The sequence below is a fragment of the Streptomyces sp. NPDC046379 genome (assembly GCF_055587785.1).
The window spans coordinates 69,011-90,153 of record NZ_JBVJFP010000009.1 but is presented as its reverse complement, the minus strand read 5'-3'; the positions used below and the strand labels follow the sequence as shown (position 1 = coordinate 90,153).

The following is a 21,143-nucleotide window of genomic DNA, read 5'->3' as shown; positions in this document are numbered from 1 at the left end:
GGGACGGCCGGACGTTACCGGCGGTTATCCCCGAGTTCGAAGATGAACATGCGTCAGTTTCGGGGGACTTGGAGGAACGGGCGGATGTCGGCAGGAAGACGGAGGGAGCCGAATCGGATGTCGATACGTCCATTCGACGACGTCCGTGCGACGACGCCGAGGTGACCGAAGTACAGGCAGTGTGACGGAGGTGCAGGGCGATGGCCGGTTTCCGGAGTCTGGCGAGACAAGTACGAGACCCGCGGTGCGATCTGGCACTGCGGCGCTATTCGCTGCGCAAGTGCCTTGAGCGGTTCGCCCCCTACGGGCACAGAGCGACCTGGGACCATCTGTGCTCCCGGGCCGGCTTCGGCCCGGAGGACCGCTCTCCCGACCCGGCGCGGCTCGTGGCCGCGCTGGACGAGCTGGAGGAGGCGCGGGCGGTGTGGCTGGCGTATGAGGTCGACTTCGCCGAGCGCCGCAAGAAGGAGAAGCACGACGGGCTGCGCAGGCCGGGCAGTGTGGACGACTGGCACCGGCTGACCTGGGGCGGTTTCGGGGTCGCCTGGTGCGACGACCCCCGGCTGCATCCGCGCGAACCGCTGGCGGAGGTGCTGCGCCGGCTGATCGCCGCCCTGGAGCGCGAGCCCGGTTCCCGTTGCCCGGTGTGCGACGGGGAGCACCTGGTGTGGAAGTACGGCCTGGACCACGAGCCCTCGTCCGGTCCGGTCTGCGCGGACTGCGGAATCCTCGTCCCGCGTCCCGTGCTCACACCGGAGGCCCTCGCCTGGTCCCGGCGCGAACGCCTGCTGGTGTCGGCGTCGGCCTGACCGAGGGGCGTCCCACGGGGGTGCGCAGGGGATGCCGCACCCCCACTGCTGCCGCGCGGCGGACACGGCACGCCCTGCCCCGCACGGCACGGGACCGTACCAGCCGGGAATCCGCTCGCTCCACCCCTTTCCTGTCCGGACAGTTGGCGGTGTTCACCACCGACCGAACCGCTCCGAGAAGCAGGAGAGATCCCCGATGTCGACGCTGCGCGTCACCGCCGAGGTGCTGACCGTCCACGAACACCCCCATGCCGACGCCCTCGAACTGGCCCAGGTGGGCCTGTACCGGGCCGTCGTCGCCAAGGGCGCCTACCGCACCGGCGACGTCGCCCTCTACATCCCCGAGCAGTCGGTGCTCCCGGCGGCGCTGATCGAGGAGCTGGGGCTGACCGGGCGGCTGGCCGGGAGCGGGGCGGACCGGGTCAAGGCGGTACGGCTGCGCGGCGAGCTGTCGCAGGGCATCGTGTGCCGGCCGAAGGCGCTGGCGGACGTGGACCTGGCCCGGGCGGCGGCCGACGGCACGGACTTCGCCGAGCGGCTCGGCATCACCAAGTGGGTGCCGCCGGTCCCGCCGACGATGAACGGCGACGTGGAGTCCGCGCCCGAACTGCTGCCCTGGGTGGACGTCGAGAACATCCAGCGCTACCCGGACGTCTTCACGCCCGGCGAGCCCGTGGTGCTGACCGAGAAGCTGCACGGCACGGCCTGCCTGGTGACGTATCTCGCGGACGAGGACCGGGTGCTGGTCTCCTCCAAGGGCTTCGGCGCCAAGTCCCTGGCCCTGAAGGAGGATCCGCGCAACCTCTACTGGCGCGCGGTGCGCGGCCACGGCGTCCCGGAGGTCGCGGCGCGCCTCGCCGCGAAGCTCGGGGCGCGCCGGGTCGGCGTCTTCGCGGAGGTCTACGGGGCGGGCGTGCAGGACCTGACGTACGGCGCGGACGGGCGGGACGCCACCCTCGGGTACGCCGTGTTCGACGTCGCGGCGGAGATCGACGGCCGGGTCCGCTGGCTGGACGCCGCCGAACTGCTCGACGGCGAGCTGCCGTTGACGCCGCGGCTGTACGAGGGGCCGTACGACGTCGGACGGGTGCTGGAGGTCGCCAGTGGCCGCGAGACGGTGTCGGGGCGCGCGCTGCACCTGCGGGAGGGCGTGGTGATCCGCCCGGCCGTCGAGCGGTACAGCCCGGTGACCGGGGGCAGGGCGATCGCCAAGGCGGTCAGCCCGGCGTACCTGACCCGCAAGGGCGGCACCGAGTTCGAGTGAGTCAGCACGTCCGGCGCTCCTTCGCCGGCGCCCCTCCGCGGGGTTCGGCCAGCAGGCGGGAGCCGGCGAGGCGTTCGCCGACGACGTCGTTGGGGTTGGACAGCACACAGGCGTCCAGCGACAGGCAGCCGCAGCCGATGCAGTCGGTGAGGTGGTCGCGGAGCCGGTTGAGCTGCCGGATGCGCTCGTCGAGCACGGAGCGCCAGTTCTCGGAGAGCCGCGCCCAGTCCTCGCGGGTGGGCGTGCGCTCCTCGGGCAGCTCGGCGAGCGCCTCCCGGATCGTCGCCAGCGGGATCCCGACCCGCTGGGCGGCGCGGATGAAGGCGACGCGGCGCAGGGTGTCGCGGCTGTAGCGGCGCTGGTTGCCCGCGGTCCGGCGGCTGCTGATCAGTCCCTTGGACTCGTAGAAGTGCAGGGCGGAGACGGCGGCGCCGCTGCGCGCGGAGAGCTGGCCGACCGTGAGTTCGTGGATCGTCTCGCGAATCTGGGGCACCCCCGAACACTACCCACCCCCGCGCGGCGCCGGTCCGTTGACAGGGGCCCCTCGCCCCACCATGCTAAGCAGTTGCTTAGACACTGCGACTTGCTACGCGAGAGGCCGGGACATGGCAGAGCCGAGGATCTTCACGTCCGTCGACGAGCTGAAGGCGGCGGTGGGCGAGCCGCTGGGGCACACGGACTGGGTGGAGGTCGACCAGAAGCGGATCGACCTGTTCGCCGAGGCCACCGGGGACCACCAGTGGATCCACGTCGACCCGGAGAAGGCCGCCGCCGGCCCCTTCGGCACGACCATCGCGCACGGCTATCTGACGCTGTCGCTGCTGCCGCTGTTCGGGCCGCAGCTGATCGCGGTCGAGGGCGTGCGGATGGGCGTCAACTACGGCACCAACAAGGTCCGTTTCCCCGCCCCGGTCCCGGTCGGCTCCCGGCTGCGCGCCACCGCGGCGATCACCGGCGTCGAGGACGTGCCCGGCGGCGTCCAGCTGAGCGTCGCGTTCACCGTGGAGCGCGAGGGCGGGGACAAGCCGGTGTGCGTGGCGGAGTCGGTGTCGCGGTACTACCTCTGAGCGCCGTACGGCTCCGAGCGCCGTACGCCTGTGGCGCCGTCGGCCCTGGGCGCCGTACGGCTACGGCCGCGCCGGGCCCTCGGGGCTCCGCTTGGCCCCCACCATCCGCAGGACGAGGTCGGCGTACATCGCGCCGACCTCCTCCGGCGTCCATGGGCCGTCCACGCTGAACCAGCGGGCCACGTCGATGCAGAGCGACAGCACGGCGAGGGTGGTGCCCCGTACGTCCAGCACGTCGAACTCGCCCGTCGCCGCGCCGTCCTCGATGATCCCGCGCACCTCGGCGTCGCACTGCCTGCGCAGCGCGACGATCTCCGCGCGGGCCTCGGGGCTGAGCGAGTCCAGTTCGTACTGGACCACGCGCGCGGTGGTACGGCCTCCCGCGTGCCAGCGCACGAAGGAGCCGACGGCGTCGGCGAGCCGCTCGGTGGCCCCGCCCTCGCCGCGCGCGGCGGTGCGCAGGATGTCCAGGGCCTTCTCGTGGCCGATCCGGCTGATCCGGTGGAGCAGCTCTTCCTTGGTCTTGTAGTGGATGTAGAGCGCGGCGGGGCTCATCCCGGCCCGGCCCGCGATGTCCCGGGTGGTGGTGGCGTGGTAGCCGCGCTCGGCGAAGGCCTCCACGGCGGCGATCAGCAGCCGCCGGGCCGCGTCGGGCGTGACCTCGGCCCAGGGCTGCGCCTCGCCGCCCGCCGTCTCCTGCGCCGTACTCATCGCTGCCCTCGCCCCGATCCTCTGCCACACCTCTGCCGACCAGGGCACCACCATACCGCCACGGGTGAGCGGGCGCTTAGGGACGGCCCCGGCGGATCTAGAGGGAGCGGCGCGGACCCTCCTGCCGGTCCCGGATGACCTTGGCGAGGGTGAAGGACGAGGTGACCAGGTAGAGGACGGCGATGGCGAGGAAGCCGCGGACCCAGGCGTTGGCGTCCAGGCGGTAGACGCCGATCGCGGTGGCCGCCATGGCGACGGCGAACGAGGCGACGGCCTGGCCGTAGAAGGCGGCCGTGTTCTGCTGTTTGACCGATGAGTCACTCATGCCGACCAGGATCGGCGGACATGGCCCGCGCCACATCCGCCCGCATACTCAGCCGCTACTCAGATGACAGGCCCCGCAGGCGCCGCTCAGAACGCCGACACCCCGGTCAGGGCCCGCCCGATGAGCAGCTTCTGGATCTGGCTGGTGCCCTCGTAGAGGGTCATCACGCGGGCGTCGCGCAGCAGCTTGCCCGCCGGGTACTCGTCGATGTAGCCGTAGCCGCCGAAGACCTGGACGGCGTTGTTGGCGGCGCGGACGGCGGCCTCGGAGGCGAACAGCTTGGCCTTGGACGCCTCGGTGGCGAACGGCTGCCCGCGGTCGATCAGGTCGGCGACCCGCCAGGTCAGCAGCCGCGCCGCGTCGACGTCCACGGCGATGTCGCTGATCAGCTCCTGGACGAGCTGGTGGTGGGCGATGGTCCGGCCGAACTGCTCGCGCTCCCCCGCGTACCGCACCGCGGCGTCGAGGGCGGCCTGGGCGATGCCGACGCAGCCCGCCGCGACCGACATCCGGCCCTTGGCGAGGGCGGACATGGCGACCGAGAAGCCCTTGCCCTCGGGGCCGAGCAGCGCGGAGGCGGGGACGCGGACGTCCTCCAGCACCAGCTCGGCGGTGGCCTGGCCGCGCAGGCCCAGCTTGCCGTGGACCGTGCGGCGGGTCAGGCCCGGGGTGTCGGCCGGGACCAGGAAGGCGGAGACGCCCTTGTGGCCGGGAGCGTCCGTGGAGCGGGCGAAGAGCAGGACGACGTCGGCCCAGGTGCCGTTGGTGATGAACATCTTGCTGCCGTTGATCACGTAGTCGCCGCCGTCGCGCACCGCGCGGGTGGTGAGGTTCCCGGCGTCGGAGCCGGTGCCCGGCTCGGTCAGACCGAAGCAGCCGACGTAGGCGCCGGAGGTCAGCCCTGGCAGCCAGCGCCGCTTCTGCTCCTCGTCGCCCCAGGCGGCGACGGTCTTGGCGACCAGCCCGAGGGAGACGGAGACGATGCCGCGCACCGAGGAGTCGCCGCGCCCCAGTTCCTCGGTGACCAGGCAGTAGGCGAGGTGGTCGCCGCCCGAGCCGCCGTACTCCTCGTCGACCGTCAGGCCCAGGAAGCCGACCTCGCCGAGCTTCTCGACGATGCCCCGGTCGACCTCCTCGGCGCGGTCCCAGGCGACGACGTGCGGGGCGATCTCACGCTGCACGAAGTCCCGGGCGAGCTGCCGTACGGCGCTCTGTTCCTCGCTGAGCTCCAGGTTCATGACGCGTCACCCCTACTGCCGACCTTCATACCGACTTAAATTAGCACTGCTAGTTTCAAGGTGGTCCCTACTATGTGCGCCATGGCCCGACCGCGCAAGCCCCTGCTGAGCACCGACCGGATCGTCGAGACGGCGCGGGCGCTGGTGGACGCGGAGGGCCTGGCCGCCGTCTCCACCCGACGGCTGGCCGCCGAGCTGGGCGTGAGCGGGCCGTCGCTGTACAACCACTTCCGCACCAAGGACGAGATCCTGGAGGCGGTCGCGGACTCGGTGAGCGCGCAGGTCGACCTGTCGATGTTCGACGACGGCCGGGACTGGCGGACCGCGCTGCACGACTGGGCGGTCTCCTACCGGGCGGCCCTGCGCGACCATCCCAACATCGTCCCGGTCCTGGCCCGCGGCCCCGGCCGCCGCCCGGCCGCGCTGCGCCTGGCCGACGCCGTCTACGGCGCGATGGTCGACGCGGGCTGGCCGCCGGCGCAGGCCACGTCCATCGGCGCGCTGATGCGGTACTTCATCATGGGCTCGGCCCTGGGCTCGTTCGCCGGCGGCTTCGTGAACGACGAGAGCGCCTACGATCCGGCCGACTACCCCCACCTCGGGCAGGCCCATCTGCTCGCCGGTCACCAGGAGAAGATCGACGAGCGCGCCTTCGAGACGGGTCTGCGGGCGCTGCTGGACGGGTTGGCCCAGCAGTACGAGCGGGCGGGGCGGGGCGAGGAGGACTGACGGTCCGCTCGCCCCGCCGGCCGGTCAGAACACCACCAGCGCCCGGCCCCCCTTGCCCGCGAGCATGTTCTCGAAGGCCGCCGGGACGCCCTCCAGGGCGATCCGCTCCGTCACCAGGGCCGTGAGGTCGAGGCGGCCGGAGCGGACGTGCCCGGCGATCACCGGGAGGTCCTCGGCCGGGTCGCAGTTGCCGTACACGCAGCCGGAGAGGGTGCGGCCCCAGTGGAAGATCTCCAGGGCGTTGAAGGTGACCTGCTGGTCCTTGCCGCCGATGCCGACGACCGTGGTCCGGCCGCCGCGCCGCGTGGACTCCCAGGCCGTGCGGATGGTCACCGCGCGGCCCACGCACTCCACGGCGACGTCAACCCCCTGCTTGCCGGTGAGGGCGCGGATCTCGCGGGCGGTGGTGTCGGAGGCGACGACGTAGTCGGTGGCGCCGGCGGCGCGGGCCAGCTCCTCCTTCGCGGGGGAGACGTCCACCGCGACGATCCGCGACGCGCCGGCGATGCGGGCCGACTGGAGGGCGGCCAGGCCCACGCCGCCCACCCCGAAGACGGCGACGGTCTCGCCGGGGCGCACCTTGGCCGAGTGGTGGACGGCGCCGTAGCCGGTGAGCACCGCGCAGCCGAGGAGCGCGGCGTCGGTGAGCGGGACGCCGGCCGGGGCGGGCAGGGCGCAGGAGACGGGGACGACGGTCTCCTCGGCGAACGCGGCCACGTTCAGCCCGGGGTGCAGTTCGGCGCCGTCAAAGCTGCGGCGGGCGTGCACCTCGGCGGCCCCGTTCAGGGCGTTGGCGCACAGCCACACCTCGCCGAGCGCGCAGGCCGGGCAGTCGCCGCAGGAGGGCGCCCAGTTGAGGACGACGCCGTCGCCGGGGGCGAAGCCGGTGACGCCCTCGCCGACGGAGACGACGGTGCCGGCGCCCTCGTGGCCGAGGACGGCGGGGACCGGGAGTCGGAGGGTGCCGTTGGTCAGCGACAGGTCGGAGTGGCACACGCCGGCGGCGGCGAGCCGGACGCGCAGCTTGCCGGGCCCCGGCTCCGGCAGGTCGATGTCGGTGATCTCCAACGGCGCGCCGATGGCGGGCAGTACGGCGGCACGGACGGCCATGTCGGGTGACTCCCTTAGAACTGGAGGGACTTGGTCTGGAGGTACTCGGTCAGTCCGTGGACGCCGAACTCACGGCCGACGCCGGACTGCTTGTAGCCGCCGAACGGGGCGAGCGGGTTGAAGCGCCCGCCGTTGATGTCGACCTGGCCGGCGTCCATACGGCGGGCGAAGGCCACCGCCTGTGCCTCGTCCCCGGCCCAGACGGCGCCCGCGAGCCCGTAGACCGTGCCGTTGGCGATCCGCAGGGCGTCCTCCTCGTCCTCGTACCTCAGCATCGCGAGGACCGGGCCGAAGATCTCCTCCTGGGCGATCGTCATCTCGGGGGTGACGTCCGCGAAGACGGTCGGGCTGACGTAGTAGCCCTTCTCGCGGGGCGCTTCGGGGCCGCCCGCGACCAGCCGGGCGCCCTCCTCGACGCCCTTGTCGATGTAACCGCGCACCGTCTCCTGCTGCTTGGCGTTGACCAGGGGGCCGATGCGCTCGCCGTACTTGGCGGCAGCCGTCGCGGCCAGCTCCACGGCCTCGTCGTACTGGTCGCGGTGGACCAGCATCCGCGTCCAGGCGTTGCACGACTGCCCGGAATTGGACATCACGTTGGCGACGCCGACGTTGACCGCGCGCGCGAGGTCGGCGCCGGGCAGGATGACGTTGGCGGACTTGCCGCCCAGTTCGAGGGCGACCTTCTTCACGGCGGCTCCGGCGAGCGCGCCGATGCGGCGGCCGACGGCCGTGGAGCCGGTGAAGGAGACCATGTCGACGTCCGCGTGCTCGGCGAGCGCCTGGCCGGCCACCGAGCCCCGCCCGGTCACCAGGTTGAACACGCCCGCCGGCACCCCCGCCTCGTGCATCGCCTCCGCGAAGAGCTGGGCGGTGAGCGGGGTGTCCTCGGCGGGCTTCACGACGATCGTGCAGCCCGCGGCCAGCGCCGGGGCGACCTTGGCGACGATCTGGTGCAGGGGGTAGTTCCACGGGGTGATCGCGGCGACCACACCGACCGGCTCCTGGTAGACGGTGGAGTTGCCGGCCTTCTCCTCGAACGGGTACGCGGCCGCCAGCTCGGCGTAGGACCCGGCCACCGCGATCGGGGTGCCGACGTGCACGGCCCGGGAGAACTTCGGCGGCGAGCCCAGTTCCGCCGTCACCGTCTCGGCGATCTCGTCCGCGCGGGCCACCATGACGTCCCGCAGGGCGGCGATCCGGGCGGCCCGCTCGGCGGGCGGCGTGGCGGACCAGGCGGGCAGGGCCGCGCGGGCGGCCCGTACGGCGGCGTCGACGTCCTCGGCGGCGCCGGCCGGGACCCGCCCGACGATCCGCTCGTCGGCCGGGTTCACCACCTCGATCACGTCCCGGCCGGCGGCCGGGCGCCAGGCGCCGTCGATGTACATGCCGTCATGTGCCTTCATCGCGTTCCCTCCGGGCGGGCCTCGTCGTCCGACCCCAAACTAGCGCCGTTAGTTTTTCGGCACCAGGGGCCGCCTCCATGGCACGCCTCACGCCGCCCGCGGAATACCGCTCACGCCTCCAGGTCGGGCAGCCGCGACGGGGCCGGGCAGATGCGTTCCCCGTCCTGGTCGAAGACGAACATGTGGGCGAGGTCGACCAGGAGGGGGACGTGCATGCCGTGCCGCAGGGCCATGTCCGGGGTGGTGCGGACGATGAGGTCGCCGGGCAGCCGCGGGACGGAGGCGGAGGTCTGGGGGCGCTCCTCGGACGGGCGGTCCAGCACCGCGACGGACCCGGAGCGCAGGGCGCCCGCCTTCTCCCGCAGCCGATCCAGCACCGTGCCGTCACGGCGTCGCCGCCGCGTGGGACGGGACGGGCGCGGGGCCTCCAGCTCCGGCACGACGGCCGGGACGGAGCCGGTGTTGAAGTGGACGAGGTTCTCGTGGCCCTGGTACTCGACGTGCTCGACGAGGCCGTTGATCGGCACCTCGCCGGGGCGGGCGGATTCCGCCTTGCCGATCCGGATGGCCTCCGAGCGCAGCCCCACGATGATCTCGCGGCCCTGCTGGACCCGCAGCAACTGGTGGTCCCGCGACAGCGGTTCGGGCAGCCGCAGGTACTGCTTGCCGAGGGAGATGGTCATCGCCCCGCCGAGCGGCGCGCGCACCATGCCGCGCAGCAGGTTGATGCGCGGGGTGCCGATGAAGGCGGCGACGAAGACGTTGCGGGGCAGCGCGTAGACCATGCGCGGGGTGTCGACCTGCTGGAGCACCCCGCCGCGCATGACGGCGACCCGGTCGCCGAGCGACATGGCCTCGGACTGGTCGTGCGTGACGTACACCGTCGTGACGCCCAGTTCGCGGGTGAGCGCGGAGATCTCGGCGCGCAGGTGGTTGCGCAGCTTGGCGTCGAGGTTGGACAGTGGCTCGTCCATCAGGAAGGCCGACGGGTGCCGGGCGATGGCCCGGCCCATGGCGACGCGCTGGCGCTCGCCGCCGGAGAGCTGGCCCGGGTAGCGGTCGAGGAGGTCCTCGATGCCGAGCATCCGGGCGGTGGCGTCCACCCGGGGCCGCGGGTCGGCGCCCGGGTCCTCGATGCGCAGCGGGAAGCCGATGTTGTCGCGGCTGGACATGCTCGGATAGAGGGCGAAGTTCTGGAACACCATCGCCATGTCCCGTTCGGACGGCGCCTGTCCGTTGGCGAACTCGCCGTCCAGCAGCAGCTCGCCCTCGTCGATCTCCTCCAGCCCGGCGATCATGCGCAGCACGGTGGACTTGCCGCAGCCGGACGGGCCGAGCAGGACGAGGAACTCGCCGGGTGAGATGTCGAGCGATATCCGGTCCACCACGCGAACGCCGCGCGTGTAGGACTTGCTCACGTCGTGCAGGGAGATGGCGCGTGTCATGAGAGGTGCCCCCGTGGGCTCACTGAGCGCTGGTGCTCCGCGGTCGGTTGGCCCCGCACGGTTCGTGCGGGGCCTGTGGGTCACGGAAGTTAACGGAATGTGCCCACCTGGGGGAAGACATCGGGCGGGATCGGGCGCTCCGGATCAGTCGGCGATGAAGCGGACGGTGGAGTTCAGCCACGCGCGGGTGCTCGTCCGGGCTCCCGGATCTGGGTGAGATGGGCGAAGACGACCAGGTTTCCGGAGTAGCCGGAACGACGGTCGTAATCGCCGTCGCAGGTGATCAGGCGCAGCTCGGGGCGGCCCCGGTGGCCGTACACCAACTGGGAGGGGAAGTCCTCCTTCGTGTACGACTTCACGGCGTCGACGGTGTAGACGGCGGTCCGTCCGTCGGAACGCCGGGCCTCGATGCTGCGGCCGGGCCTCAGCTCGGCGAGTCCGGCGAAGACGGCGGGGCCCTTCATGGTGTCGAGATGGCCGACGGCGACGGCGGTGCCGTTCTCGCCGGGCGTGGGACCGCCGGTGTACCAGCCGACGAGGTTGGGGTCGTCGTCGGGCGGGGCCGTCATCCGGCGGCGGTCGTCGAGGCCGATGCCGACGACGGGGGCGTCGATGTCGAGGTAGGGGACGGTGAGCCGGGCGGCGCGGGAGGGCGGCAGCGGGCGGGGGGCGGCGGGGCGGGCCGGGGCGCGCGGAACGGCCGCTCCGGTACGGGCGCCCGGGCCCGGGGAGCCTGCCCGGGGACCCCGGCTCCCGGCGCCCGCGTGGGAACCCGGCCCCTCGGCCCCCGGGCGGGCGCCCGGACCGCCGGACTGTGCGTGTGCGCCCGGCCGTCCGGAACCGGGACGAGCCCCCGGACCGCCGGCCTCGGGAGGCGCCCCGGAACCGCCGGACCCGGGACTCGAGCGCGGCCGTCCGGCCCCGGCACGGGAGTCGGGACCGTCGGGCCGGGCGCCCGGACCCCGCTCCGCGGCCCCCATCCGGGCGGCCGGCGACGCGGACGACGCGGGCCCGGAACCGCCCTGCCCGGACGCCACGCCCGGCGGCGAGTCCGGGCGCGCCGTCCGGTCCGGCGCCGAGGCGCCCGCGCGGGCCGCCGCCGGGCCCGGAGCGGCGGTGGCCGCTCCGGGCTCCTCGTCCTGCGCCCACCAGACGCCGCCGACCACCAGACAGAGGGCCAGCAGGGCCGTCCGCGTCAGGCGGTAGGCGCGCGTCCGGCCGCGGGGCCGGCCGCGGTACTCAGGAGGCCGCGCCATGGGAACGGCGACGGGAGCGCAGCCAGACCGCTCCGCCGACCGCCGCCAGCCCGACGCCGGCGGCGCCGGCGACCGGTGTGAAGGCGTCGCCGCGGGCGAGGCCGCCGCCGCCCGCGGGCGGGCCGCCGTTCGGCGGGGCGGAGGGGTCGGTCGGGCAGTCGACCTTGAACACCTTCTGCTTGGCCGCCCCCTGCTGGCCCGCGAAGGTCCAGGTGAGCTTGTACGTGCCGTCGGGCAGCGAGAGGTCCGGCGACCGGCCCGTGCCCGTCACCAGGGTCAGGGCGCCGGTGCGGGTCGCCCCGTTCGGGTCGAGCGGCTGGGTCTGGATGGTCCAGGCGACCTGCTGGATGGTGTCGAAGTTGAAGGCGGCGAGGTAGAACTTGCACACCTTCGGCTCGTTGCGCGGGTCGTCGGCGGGCGTGCCGACCGAGTGGATCTTGATGTCTCCGTTGTCGCCGGGGGCGGCGACGGCCGTGGGGACCGCGACGAACGCGGACCCCGCCACGGCGAGGGCCGCGAGCGTGGCGGCGCGGCGCGTACGGACCGAGGTGGACATGGACATCCCTTCAGTTCAGGCGATTTTCATACAAATCACTCTGCACCTGACTGTGAGTCACCTCGACCCGCGTTGCGCGACAACCGCGCCGGAAGCCCCGTCGGACATCACCCCTTCGGCCCACCGGCCGCCCCGCCCGTACTCCCCCGGAGCCCTCCCGTCCGCACTCCCCCGGAGCCCTCCCCCACGGTCTTCTCCGCGCTCTCCTCCGCGGTCTCCTCCGGTGGCCCGGCGGGCCGCGCGGGCGACCGCAGGGCGGCCCCCGAGGAGAGCAGCAACAGGGCGCCGAGCAGCACGAACGGCGCCGCGACGCCCGCCGCGCCGGCCACCAGACCGGCCGCCGCAGGCGCGGCGACCTGGCCGAGCCGGTTGCCGGTGATCCGCAGCGCGAGGGCGGTGGAGCGGGCGTCCTCCGGGGCCGCCCGGACGACGGTCGTCATGGACAGCGGCTGGCCCACGCCGAGGCAGAACCCGAGGACCGCCAGCAGCACCGCGAGCGCCCACACCGGCACCGGCAGCGCGAGTCCGGCGCACAGCAGCGCGCCCAGCAGACAGCTCGCCGTCAGCAGGGCGGTGCGGCCGAGGAGTCGCAGCAGCGGCGTGAGGGCCAGCCGGCAGGCGATGGTGGCCGCCGCCCGCAGGCTCAGCAGCGCTCCGACGACCGCCGGTTCGATGCCGCGGCGCTCGCCGACGACCGGCAGATAGGCGGTGAGGACGTCGGTCGCCGAGAGCACGGAGAGGCTGACGAGGATGCCGCCGGGCACGCCCCGCGCCCGCAGGATGCGCCGTACGGGGACCCGTTCCCCTTGGAGGGTGGGGGACTTGGCCGCCGTACGGTCCTCGACGCGCCACAGCGACGAGCAGGCGACCGCGGCTGTCGCCCCCGCCACGGCCAGCGCGAGGGCGCTGCTGCGGGCCATGTCGTGGCCGCCGGTCAACACGCCCGCGGCGACGGGGCCGACCAGTTGGCCGAGCGAGGCGCCGATGGTGAAGTGACCGAAGTTGCGGTCCTGTTCGTGCGGCGCGGACTGGCGGGCCACCAGCGACTGGGCGCCGATGACGAAGGCGAGGTGCCCGAGGCCCATCACCCCGCTCCACACGGCCATGGCCCACAGCGAGCCGGCCACGCCGCTGAGCGCGCAGCCGGCGGCGATGAGGACCACGCCGGCCGGCAGCAGTGGCGCGCAGCGGCCGTGATCGGTACGGCGGCCCAGCGGCACCGCGGCGAACAGCGGCAGCAGCGCGTAGACGCCCGCGATGACGCCGATCGCCCGCTCGTCGGCGCCCAGCGCGAGGGCCCGGTAGGAGACGGCGGGCCGGGCCATCGACACCGCCCCCTGCGCGAAGCCGAAGGCGATGACGAGGCGGAGCAGCCAGCCGCGGTTCCCACCGGGCCCCATGGTCGTGTCCTCCCTGCGTGCCGGCCGAAATCGTCGGACGACGCCCCTTTGACGAGCCTTTCGACGGGCCCCTTCGACGTGACCCCTTCGTCGACGTCCGTTCGTCGACGTCCCTTTGTCGACGTCCCTTTGTCGACGACTGTCTTTCGCGCCCTGCTTTCGACGCCCTGTCTGTGCCGGTTTCTCGACTTGTCGCCGGATGCCTCAGACGATGCCGAACAGCAGGGCCGCCCCGAGGACCACCAGGCAGGTCAGGGCCGCCCACTTCACGACGAACCGGGTGTGGTCGCCGAACTCCACCTTCGCCATGCCGACCAGGACGTAGACGGCCGGGACGAGCGGGCTGGACATGTGCAGCGGCTGGCCGACGATCGAGGCGCGGGCGATCTCCAGCGGCGAGACCCCGTGCGCGGCGCCCGCCTCGGCGAGCACCGGCAGAACGCCGAAGTAGAAGCCGTCGTTGGACATGAAGTAGGTGAGCGGGAGGCTCAGCAGGCCGGTGACGAGGGCCATGTGCGGGCCCATGCCGGCCGGGATGATGTCGACCAGCCAGGTGGCCATGCCGTCGACCATGCCGGTGCCCTGCAGCACTCCGGTGAAGACGGCGGCGGCGAACACCATGCCGGAGACGTTGAGGACGTTGTCGGCGTGGGCGGCGAGGCGGGCCCTCTGGTCGGGGATGCGCGGGAAGTTGACGGTGAGCGCGAGGGCGGCGCCCAGCAGGAACAGCACCGGGATCGGCAGCCACTCCATGATCATGGCGGTGAGCAGGGTCACCGTGAGCAGCGCGTTGAACCAGTACAGCTTCGGGCGCAGGGTGTCGCGATTCTGGTCCAGGCCCCGGAAGTCGTCGTCCTCGCCACGACCGCCGCTCGGCGCGGGGGACTCGGGCGCGGGGCCGGCAGTCGAGCCGCCGGCGCCGACCAGCACCGTCTCCTGCTCCTCGACCAGCGACTCGTCCAGCGTCAGCAGGCCGAGCCGACGGCGCTCGCGCAGGCCGAGGACGTACGACAGGGCGATCACGAACAGCAGGCCGGCGGCGAGGGCCGGGATCATCGGCACGAAGATGTCACCGGCGTCGACCTTGAGGGCGGTGGCGGCACGAGCGGTCGGGCCGCCCCACGGCAGCGTGTTCATCACGCCGTTGGCCATCGCGGCGACGCCGGTCAGCACGACCAGGCTCATCCTCAGGCGCTTGTACAGCGGGTACATCGCCGACACGGTGATCATGAAGGTGGTGGAGCCGTCGCCGTCCAGGGAGACGATCGCGGCCAGCAGGGCCGTGCCGACCACGATCCGCATCGGGTCGGCCCGGCAGAACCGGAGAATGGCCCGCACGATCGGGTCGAACAGCCCCACGTCGATCATCACGCCGAAGTAGACGATCGCGAACATGAGCATCGCCGCGGTGGGGGCGAGGCTGGTGACGCCGTCGATGACGTAGTCGCCCAGCTGCGCGCCCTTGCCGACGAAGACGCAGAAGAGCGCGGGGATGAGCACGAGCGCCGCGATCGGCGACATCTTCTTCATCATGATCAGGACCAGGAAGGTCGCGATCATGGCGAAGCCGAGGAGGGTCAGCATGAGTGGTTACCTAACGTTCGCCCTTGAACTCCCACCTGAGCCGGCGGTGCGTTGGACGTTAGGTCCCGCCAAGCCGCGTCAACAAGACGTCCGCCTGCGAGCAATAAGCGCAAAACTCCAGGTCACCGCTCTGCTCAGGTCAGCGCGGTGTGCTGCTCGGCGGCCGGGACGACCTCGACGGGCACCGCGTTGAGGACGGCGTTGCCGGACAGCGGGTCGAGCAGACTGCCGTCGAGGAGCTGGTTGACGTTGACGCCGGGGTCGGCGGCGGCGTGCCGCATCCGGGTGCCGGGGCGGTCGTGGCCCCAGCCGTGCGGGAGGCTCACCACGCCCCTGCGCACCGTGTCGGTGACCTCGGCGGGGGCGGTCACCGCTCCCCCGGCGCCCTTGACGGTGACGGCGGCCCCGTCGCGGACCCCGAGCCGTGCCGCGTCGTCGGGGTGGATGTGCAGGCTGCAGCGGTTGGTGCCGCCGGTGAGGGCGGGCACGTTGTGCAGCCAGCTGTTGTTGGAGCGCAGATGGCGGCGGCCGACCAGGACGAGTCCGGCGGGGCGTTCGCGCAGGGCCCCGCGCAGGCGGGGCAGGTCGTCGGCGATCGGGCCGGGCAGCAGCTCCACCGTGCCGCTGCGGGTCTTCAGCGGCTGCGGCAGACGGGGCGTCAGGGGGCCGAGGTCGATGCCGTGCGGGTGGGCGAGCAGCCTGGCCAGGGTCAGCCCGTCCGGACGGGCGCCGAAGCCGTCGCCGTAGGGGCCGAGGCGCAGCATCAGGTCGAGCCGCCGCTCGGGGCCGTCGTCGCCGGTGAGCTGTGCGGCGAGTTCCTTCGGGTCGCGGCCGTGCACCGGGGAGTGGGGTTCGCGGACGGCCTTGGCCAGGGTCTGGTCGACCACCATGGCGTCGACGGCGGCGGGGTCGGCGCCGTGCATGCCGGTGGCGGCGAGGATCAGCCGGGCGAGGATCTCCGTCTCCGGCATCCGGCCGGGCTCCAGGGGGACGGCGGGGCGGGTGTAGCGGGCCTGGTTGCGGACGGCGAGGGTGTTGAAGGCGAAGTCGTAGTGCGCGCTCTGGGCGGGCGGGGGCGGCGGCAGGACGACGTGGGCGTGGCGCGCGGTCTCGTTCAGGTACGGGTCGACGCTCACCATGAACTCCAGCGAGTCCAGGGCCTTGTCGAGGCGGTCGCCGTCGGGGACGGACAGCACCGGGTTGGCGCCGATCGCGACGAGGGCGCGGATCGGCTCGCCGTCACCGGTGACGGTGTCGATCTCCTCGGCGAGCGCGGCGATCGGCAGCTCGGACTTGGCCTCGGGGTGTCGGCGCACGCGGGAGTGCCAGCGCCCGAGGGCGAAGCCGCGGCCGGGTCCGGCGGGGCGGGGGGTGCGGTCGGTGGCGGACTGCGGGAAGAGGGCGCCGCCGGGGCGGTCGAGGTTGCCGGTGAGGATGTTGAGGACGTCCACGAGCCAGCTGGCGAGGGTGCCGTGCGGGACGGTGCAGCTGCCGATGCGTGCGTAGACGGCGGCGGTGGGGGCGGCGGCGAGTTCGCGGGCGAGGGTGCGGATGAGGGCGGCGTCCACGTCGCAGGCGTCCGCGACGACCTCCGGGGTGAACTCGGCGAGGGCGGCGCGCAGTTCGGTCAGGTCCTGGACGTGCGGGGCGAGGTGGCCGAGGGCGACGAGGTCCTCCTCGAAGAGGGTCGCGGCCATCGCGGCGAGCAGCAGGGCGTCCGTGCCGGGCCGTACGGCGATGTGGCGGTCGGCGAGGGCGGCGGTGCGGGTGCGGCGCGGGTCGACGACCGTGAGGGCGCCGCCGCGGGCCTTGAGCGCCTTGAGCCGGCCGGGGAAGTCGGGGGCGGTGCACAGACTGCCGTTCGACTCCAGGGGGTTGGCGCCGATCAGGAGCAGATGGTCGGTGCGGTCGAGGTCGGGGACGGGGATCAGGTTGGCGTCGCCGTAGAGCAGGCCGCAGGAGACGTGCTTGGGCATCTGGTCGACCGTGGAGGCGCTGAAGACGCTGCGGGTCCCGAGCCCGCCGATCAGGAGCGGCGGGTAGAGGCCGCCGGCCATGGTGTGCACGTTGGGGTTGCCGAGGACCACGCCGACCGCGTGCGGGCCGTACCGCTCCACGACCGGGCGCAGACCGGCGGCGACCGCGTCGAAGGCCTCCTCCCAGGTGGCCTCGCGCAGCTCGCCGTCCCGGCGCACGAGCGGGGTGCGCAGCCGGTCGGGGTCGGCATCGACGGCGCCGAAGGAGGCACCCTTGGGGCAGACGAACCCCCGGCTGAAGACGTCGTCGCGGTCTCCGCGGGCGTGGGTGACGCGGGTCCCCTCGATGGTGAGCGTCAGGCCGCAGGTGGCCTCGCACAGGGGGCAGATGCGCAGAGCGGTGCGGGGCACGGGGTCCTCCCGGAGGGTCGGCGGCGACGGTGACGCACGGGTCGGGGCCGAGCATACCGACCGGTAGGCATGGCGGGGAGGGGGGCGAAGGGGTGGGGTGGTGGGGGGCGTACGGACTCGGGGACGGCGGGCGTACGGCCTCGGGGCCTGGGCACGGGATCCGAGGAGGGGGCGGGACACAGGACCCGAGGCGGGGTGAGGGCCACCCGCCGGCCGCCGCGCCGAAGTGACGACGGGCGCCGCCCCGCCGCGCCGGGGGTCAGTCCAGAACGCGCGCGAGATACGCCCGCAGCATCTCCCGCGTCTCGCCGATGATCTGCGCGTCGCCCTCGGGATCGATCCGGAACGCCAGCTGCACCAGGGCGTCGGCCGTCTCGACGGCGATCAGGAAGGTGCGGCGCAGGGCGTCGTCGGGCTCGCGGCCGATGGGTCCGGCGAGCAGTTCGGTGAGCCGGTCGGCGACCCGGTGGTTGGGCTCGGTCCCGTGGGCGCCGACCGGAATCTGGTTGCCGAAGTCGACCAATGAGAAGCCGGGGGCGGTGCGCTTCATGGCCAGGTACTCGTCCAGTACGGCGTCCATCGCGGCCCGCCAGTCGCCCGGCTCGGCGTCGCGCAGCCGTTCCGTGACGCGCTCGGCGTAGCGGTCCAGGTTGCGCTGGGCGAGGGCGCCGGCCATCTGGCGTTTGTTGCCGAAGAAACGGTAGACCGAGCCGATCGGGACGCCGGCGCGCTCGGCGACCGCACGGGTGCTGAGGTCGTCGTAGCCCACCTCGTCCAAGAGGTCGGCGCAGGCGTCGAGGATCCTGGTCAGCCGTTCGGCGCTGCGGCGCTGGACCGGCGCACGGCGAAGCGTGGGATGGGGCACGGGCTTCATGATGCCTCTCCGCGGCGATCGGGTGAACCACACCCCGGAGTACGCGCCGCGAGAGGCGCACGCTCAGGGCTGGTCCGCTCCCTGCGGCCGCTCCCCCGCGCCCTCGGTGCCGGCCTGCCCTCCGGGGCTCCCCGAGGCCGTGATGTCCGCCGTGGCCTGCACCGGCTCCCCGTCCACGGCCCACGCCCTGCCGTCGTCGGCGTACAGGCGCGCGGTGACCTCGTGGGTGCCGCGCGGGACGAGGGAGGCGGGCAGGCGGTACTCGGGGGTGCGCAGGACGGCGATCTCGCGGCCGTCGAGGTAGAGGCGGGCGACGCCGCGGCCGGGGGCGGCCCGCGACGGCGTGCCGGACGGGGAGAGGCGGAAGTCGCGCAGGGTGAGCCGCACGGCCCAGTCGGCGCCGTCGGGCTGCACCTCGATGCCGACCTCGGGGTCGGCGTCCTCCGCCATCTCGCGGTACGGCCCCGAGGACGGCGGGGGCGACTGGGGCTCCTGGGTATCACCGGCGCCGCAGCCCGCGGATCCGGTCAGCAGCAGGACACAGACGGCGAGCGCGGCGCCGCATCGGCGCGTCCACGACATGTCCGGGAGCCTAGAACACGGGTCCGACACCTCGAATCCCCCTGAAGTCTGGTTCCGGTCGGCCTCGTTGTCGTCCGGTGAGAGGAGGCGCGTGGTACCTGAGCGGCACACGGGGCGCCCTGCGGGGGCGACCCACGGGCAGACCGGGACGACCTGCGGGGCGGCCTGCGGGGCGGCCTGCGCCCGGCGCGCCGGCCCGGCTTCGCGCCGACCCCTTGCGTCGCCCGCGATCACAATCCTACGGTGATGCATAGGAATCGGCTTGGCAAGGGAGCAGCGATCATGGGCGCGGACGCGCGGAAGACCGCCGAAGGGCTGGCGTACCTGACGGGATTCGGCAACGAGCACAGCTCCGAGGCCGTCCCGGGGGCGCTGCCACAGGGCCGCAACTCACCCCAGCGCGCGCCGCTCGGGCTGTACGCGGAGCAGCTCAGCGGCACGGCCTTCACCGAGCCCCGGGCGCACAACCGGCGCTCGTGGCTGTACCGCATCCGCCCCTCGGCCGCGCACCCGGCGTTCACCCGGACGCGGAACGGCGCGCTGCGCACGGCCCCGTTCCACCAGACGGCGCCCGACCCGAACCGGCTGCGCTGGAACCCGCTGCCCGCCCCGGAGCCTGGCACGGACTTCCTGGCCGGCCTGTGGACCCTCGGCGGCAACGGCGACGTGGCGGAGCGCACCGGCATGGCCGTGCACCTGTACCACGCGAACGCCTCGATGGAGCGGGTGTTCGGGAACGCGGACGGCGAGCTGCTGATCGTGCCGGAGCGCGGAGGGCTGCTGCTGCGCACCGAGTTCGGGCTGCTGCACGCCGGTCCGGGCGAGGTGGCGCTGATCCCGCGCGGGGTCCGCTTCCGCGTCGAACTGCTCGACGCGACGGCCCGCGGCTACGTCTGCGAGAACTACGGCGCCTTCTTCCGCCTCCCCGACCTCGGCCCGATCGGCGCGAACGGCCTCGCCAACCCGCGGGACTTCCGCGCGCCGGTGGCCGCGTACGAGGACGTCGAGGGACCGGTCGAGGTGATCAACAAGTTCTGCGGCAACCTCTGGTCGGCCACCTACGACCACTCGCCCCTCGACGTCGTCGCCTGGCACGGAAACCATGTGCCCTACGTCTACGACCTGCGCAGTTTCAATGTGCTGGGCACCATTTCGTACGACCACCCGGATCCGTCGATCTTCACGGTGCTGACGTCCCCGTCGGACGCGCCCGGTCTGGCCAACGCCGACTTCGTGGTCTTCGCGCCGCGCTGGCTGGTGGGCGAGGACACCTTCCGGCCGCCGTACTTCCACCGCAACGTGATGAGCGAGTACATGGGCCTGATCGAGGGCGCCTACGACGCGAAGGCGGAGGGCTTCGTGCCGGGCGGCGGCTCGCTGCACAACATGATGTCGGCGCACGGACCCGACCGGGAGACGTTCGACCGGGCGAGCGCCGCGGAGCTGCGTCCGCAGAAGGTGGACGACGGGCTGGCGTTCATGTTCGAGACCCGCCGGCCGGTGACCCTGACGCCGCAGGCGGCCGGTGCGGAGCACCTGCAGTCGCGCTACGACGACGTGTGGCTCGGCCTGGAGCGGCACTTCCGCCCCTTGCACTGAAACATCCCCTGCCGGTACGGATGGCCCCGTGACCTCCTTCGCCCCGGACTCGATCGTCCTGAACCGCAAGCTGCCGCTCTGGTACCAGGTGTCGCAGTCGCTGCGCGCCTCGATACTCGGACGCTCGCCCAGGGACCCGCTGCGCCTGCCCACCGAGGAACAGCTCGCCGGCCACTACGGCGTGTCCGTGCTGACGATGCGGCAGGCGCTGAAGGAGCTGGAGGACGAGGGGCTCATCACCCGGCACCGGCGGCGCGGCACGTTCATCGAGCCGGACGCCCTGCGGGGCGCGCCGGTACGGCTGCTCGGCTCGGTGGACGCGATCGTCGCCCAGCAGTCCGGCATGACGACGAAGCTGCTGGGCCACGGCCGGACGCCGGTGCCGGCCGAACTGGCCGACACCTTCCCCGATCTGGCCGAGGTGGCCAGGTACCACCGGCTGCGCAGCGACGAGAAGACCGGCGAGCCGACCAACCACGCCGTCAACTACGTCCGCCCGGAACTGGCGGCCCGCATCGACCTGGACGACCTGGCGCGCTGGCCGATGACCAAGGTGCTGCGGGACGTGGTGGGCGCGGACATCAGCCGCATCACGGACACGGTGGAGGCCCGCCTCGCGGACCCGGAGACGGCCCGCCTCCTCCAGGTCCCGCTGCTGAGCCCGATCCTGCACTACACGGGCGTCACCCACGACAGCACGGGCCGCGCCCTGGACGTGGCCGTCATCCACTACCGCGGCGACCGCTTCTCCTTCACGGTCACCCTCGACGCGTAGGTCTGCGGCGGCCGGCGGGACCGGCGGAT

20 protein-coding genes are annotated in these 21,143 nt (G+C 73.4%); 6 read left to right on the top strand and 14 right to left on the bottom strand.

Annotated elements, in window-relative coordinates; translation table 11 throughout:
- Positions 1-200 precede the first annotated feature (200 nt).
- Together ACZ6KF_RS17455 and ACZ6KF_RS17450 are read left to right on the top strand one after the other, a co-directional pair.
- On the top strand, positions 201-809 hold the full coding sequence (locus ACZ6KF_RS17455) for a hypothetical protein (protein ID WP_356626934.1): 609 nt from the start codon (positions 201-203) through the stop codon (positions 807-809).
- Between the two features lie 196 nt (positions 810-1,005).
- Positions 1,006-2,073, top strand: coding sequence for an RNA ligase (ATP) (locus ACZ6KF_RS17450; protein WP_356626933.1), 1,068 nt, complete (start codon positions 1,006-1,008; stop codon positions 2,071-2,073).
- Position 2,074: 1 nt separating this feature from the next.
- Here ACZ6KF_RS17450 and soxR read toward each other — a convergent pair whose 3' ends face one another.
- Positions 2,075-2,566, bottom strand: a complete 492-nt coding sequence (gene soxR / locus ACZ6KF_RS17445) for a redox-sensitive transcriptional activator SoxR (RefSeq protein WP_356626932.1) — start codon at positions 2,564-2,566, stop codon at positions 2,075-2,077.
- A gap of 112 nt (positions 2,567-2,678) precedes the next feature.
- Here soxR and ACZ6KF_RS17440 point away from each other — a divergent pair, with 112 nt between their 5' ends.
- Positions 2,679-3,140 carry a MaoC family dehydratase gene (locus ACZ6KF_RS17440; RefSeq protein ID WP_469159095.1) on the top strand — a complete coding sequence of 154 codons (462 nt, stop codon included), beginning with the start codon at positions 2,679-2,681 and terminating at the stop codon, positions 3,138-3,140.
- A 60-nt stretch (positions 3,141-3,200) separates the two neighbouring features.
- Here ACZ6KF_RS17440 and ACZ6KF_RS17435 read toward each other — a convergent pair whose 3' ends face one another.
- From ACZ6KF_RS17435 to ACZ6KF_RS17425, 3 genes are all read right to left on the bottom strand, one after another.
- Positions 3,201-3,851, bottom strand: a complete 651-nt coding sequence (locus ACZ6KF_RS17435; protein WP_356626930.1) for a TetR/AcrR family transcriptional regulator — start codon at positions 3,849-3,851, stop codon at positions 3,201-3,203.
- Positions 3,852-3,948: 97 nt separating this feature from the next.
- Positions 3,949-4,176, bottom strand: coding sequence for a YiaA/YiaB family inner membrane protein (locus ACZ6KF_RS17430; protein ID WP_356626929.1), 228 nt, complete (start codon positions 4,174-4,176; stop codon positions 3,949-3,951).
- 86 nt (positions 4,177-4,262) lie between these two features.
- Positions 4,263-5,414 (bottom strand): acyl-CoA dehydrogenase family protein, encoded by a 1,152-nt coding sequence (locus tag ACZ6KF_RS17425; RefSeq protein WP_469159094.1) that lies wholly within the window; start codon positions 5,412-5,414, stop codon positions 4,263-4,265.
- Positions 5,415-5,495: 81 nt separating this feature from the next.
- Here ACZ6KF_RS17425 and ACZ6KF_RS17420 point away from each other — a divergent pair, with 81 nt between their 5' ends.
- The gene (locus tag ACZ6KF_RS17420) at positions 5,496-6,143 is read left to right on the top strand and encodes a TetR/AcrR family transcriptional regulator (RefSeq protein WP_356626927.1); all 648 of its coding nucleotides are present in this window, start codon (positions 5,496-5,498) and stop codon (positions 6,141-6,143) included.
- A gap of 24 nt (positions 6,144-6,167) precedes the next feature.
- On the opposite strand, the gene ACZ6KF_RS17415 is transcribed toward ACZ6KF_RS17420, so the two are convergent.
- From ACZ6KF_RS17415 to ACZ6KF_RS17370, 10 genes are all read right to left on the bottom strand, one after another.
- Positions 6,168-7,253 carry a Zn-dependent alcohol dehydrogenase gene (locus tag ACZ6KF_RS17415; protein WP_469239117.1) on the bottom strand — a complete coding sequence of 362 codons (1,086 nt, stop codon included), beginning with the start codon at positions 7,251-7,253 and terminating at the stop codon, positions 6,168-6,170.
- 14 nt (positions 7,254-7,267) lie between these two features.
- On the bottom strand, positions 7,268-8,656 hold the full coding sequence (locus ACZ6KF_RS17410) for an aldehyde dehydrogenase family protein (protein ID WP_469239115.1): 1,389 nt from the start codon (positions 8,654-8,656) through the stop codon (positions 7,268-7,270).
- Positions 8,657-8,766: 110 nt separating this feature from the next.
- On the bottom strand, positions 8,767-10,101 hold the full coding sequence (locus ACZ6KF_RS17405; protein WP_469159092.1) for an ABC transporter ATP-binding protein: 1,335 nt from the start codon (positions 10,099-10,101) through the stop codon (positions 8,767-8,769).
- Between the two features lie 173 nt (positions 10,102-10,274).
- Positions 10,275-11,357, bottom strand: a complete 1,083-nt coding sequence (locus tag ACZ6KF_RS17400) for a class F sortase (protein ID WP_469239114.1) — start codon at positions 11,355-11,357, stop codon at positions 10,275-10,277.
- The gene (locus ACZ6KF_RS17395; protein ID WP_356626922.1) at positions 11,341-11,913 is read right to left on the bottom strand and encodes a hypothetical protein; all 573 of its coding nucleotides are present in this window, start codon (positions 11,911-11,913) and stop codon (positions 11,341-11,343) included. The genes ACZ6KF_RS17400 and ACZ6KF_RS17395 overlap by 17 nt, the downstream gene beginning before the upstream one ends.
- A 107-nt stretch (positions 11,914-12,020) precedes the next feature.
- Entirely contained in the window at positions 12,021-13,313 is a 1,293-nt protein-coding gene (locus tag ACZ6KF_RS17390) for an MFS transporter (RefSeq protein WP_469239112.1), read from the bottom strand.
- Between the two features lie 204 nt (positions 13,314-13,517).
- Positions 13,518-14,897: a CitMHS family transporter gene (locus tag ACZ6KF_RS17385; RefSeq protein ID WP_469239111.1), complete on the bottom strand. Its 1,380-nt coding sequence runs from the start codon at positions 14,895-14,897 to the stop codon at positions 13,518-13,520.
- A gap of 134 nt (positions 14,898-15,031) precedes the next feature.
- On the bottom strand, positions 15,032-17,284 hold the full coding sequence (locus ACZ6KF_RS17380) for a molybdopterin oxidoreductase family protein (RefSeq protein WP_469239110.1): 2,253 nt from the start codon (positions 17,282-17,284) through the stop codon (positions 15,032-15,034).
- A gap of 259 nt (positions 17,285-17,543) precedes the next feature.
- Entirely contained in the window at positions 17,544-18,158 is a 615-nt protein-coding gene (locus ACZ6KF_RS17375; protein WP_356626919.1) for a TetR/AcrR family transcriptional regulator, read from the bottom strand.
- Positions 18,159-18,221: 63 nt separating this feature from the next.
- Entirely contained in the window at positions 18,222-18,740 is a 519-nt protein-coding gene (locus ACZ6KF_RS17370) for a hypothetical protein (protein WP_356626918.1), read from the bottom strand.
- A gap of 282 nt (positions 18,741-19,022) precedes the next feature.
- Here ACZ6KF_RS17370 and hmgA point away from each other — a divergent pair, with 282 nt between their 5' ends.
- A complete protein-coding gene (gene hmgA / locus ACZ6KF_RS17365) occupies positions 19,023-20,339 on the top strand; it encodes a homogentisate 1,2-dioxygenase (protein ID WP_356626917.1) in 1,317 nt (438 codons plus the stop codon).
- Positions 20,340-20,367: 28 nt separating this feature from the next.
- Positions 20,368-21,114 carry a GntR family transcriptional regulator gene (locus ACZ6KF_RS17360; RefSeq protein ID WP_356626916.1) on the top strand — a complete coding sequence of 249 codons (747 nt, stop codon included), beginning with the start codon at positions 20,368-20,370 and terminating at the stop codon, positions 21,112-21,114.
- Positions 21,115-21,143: the final 29 nt, after the last annotated feature.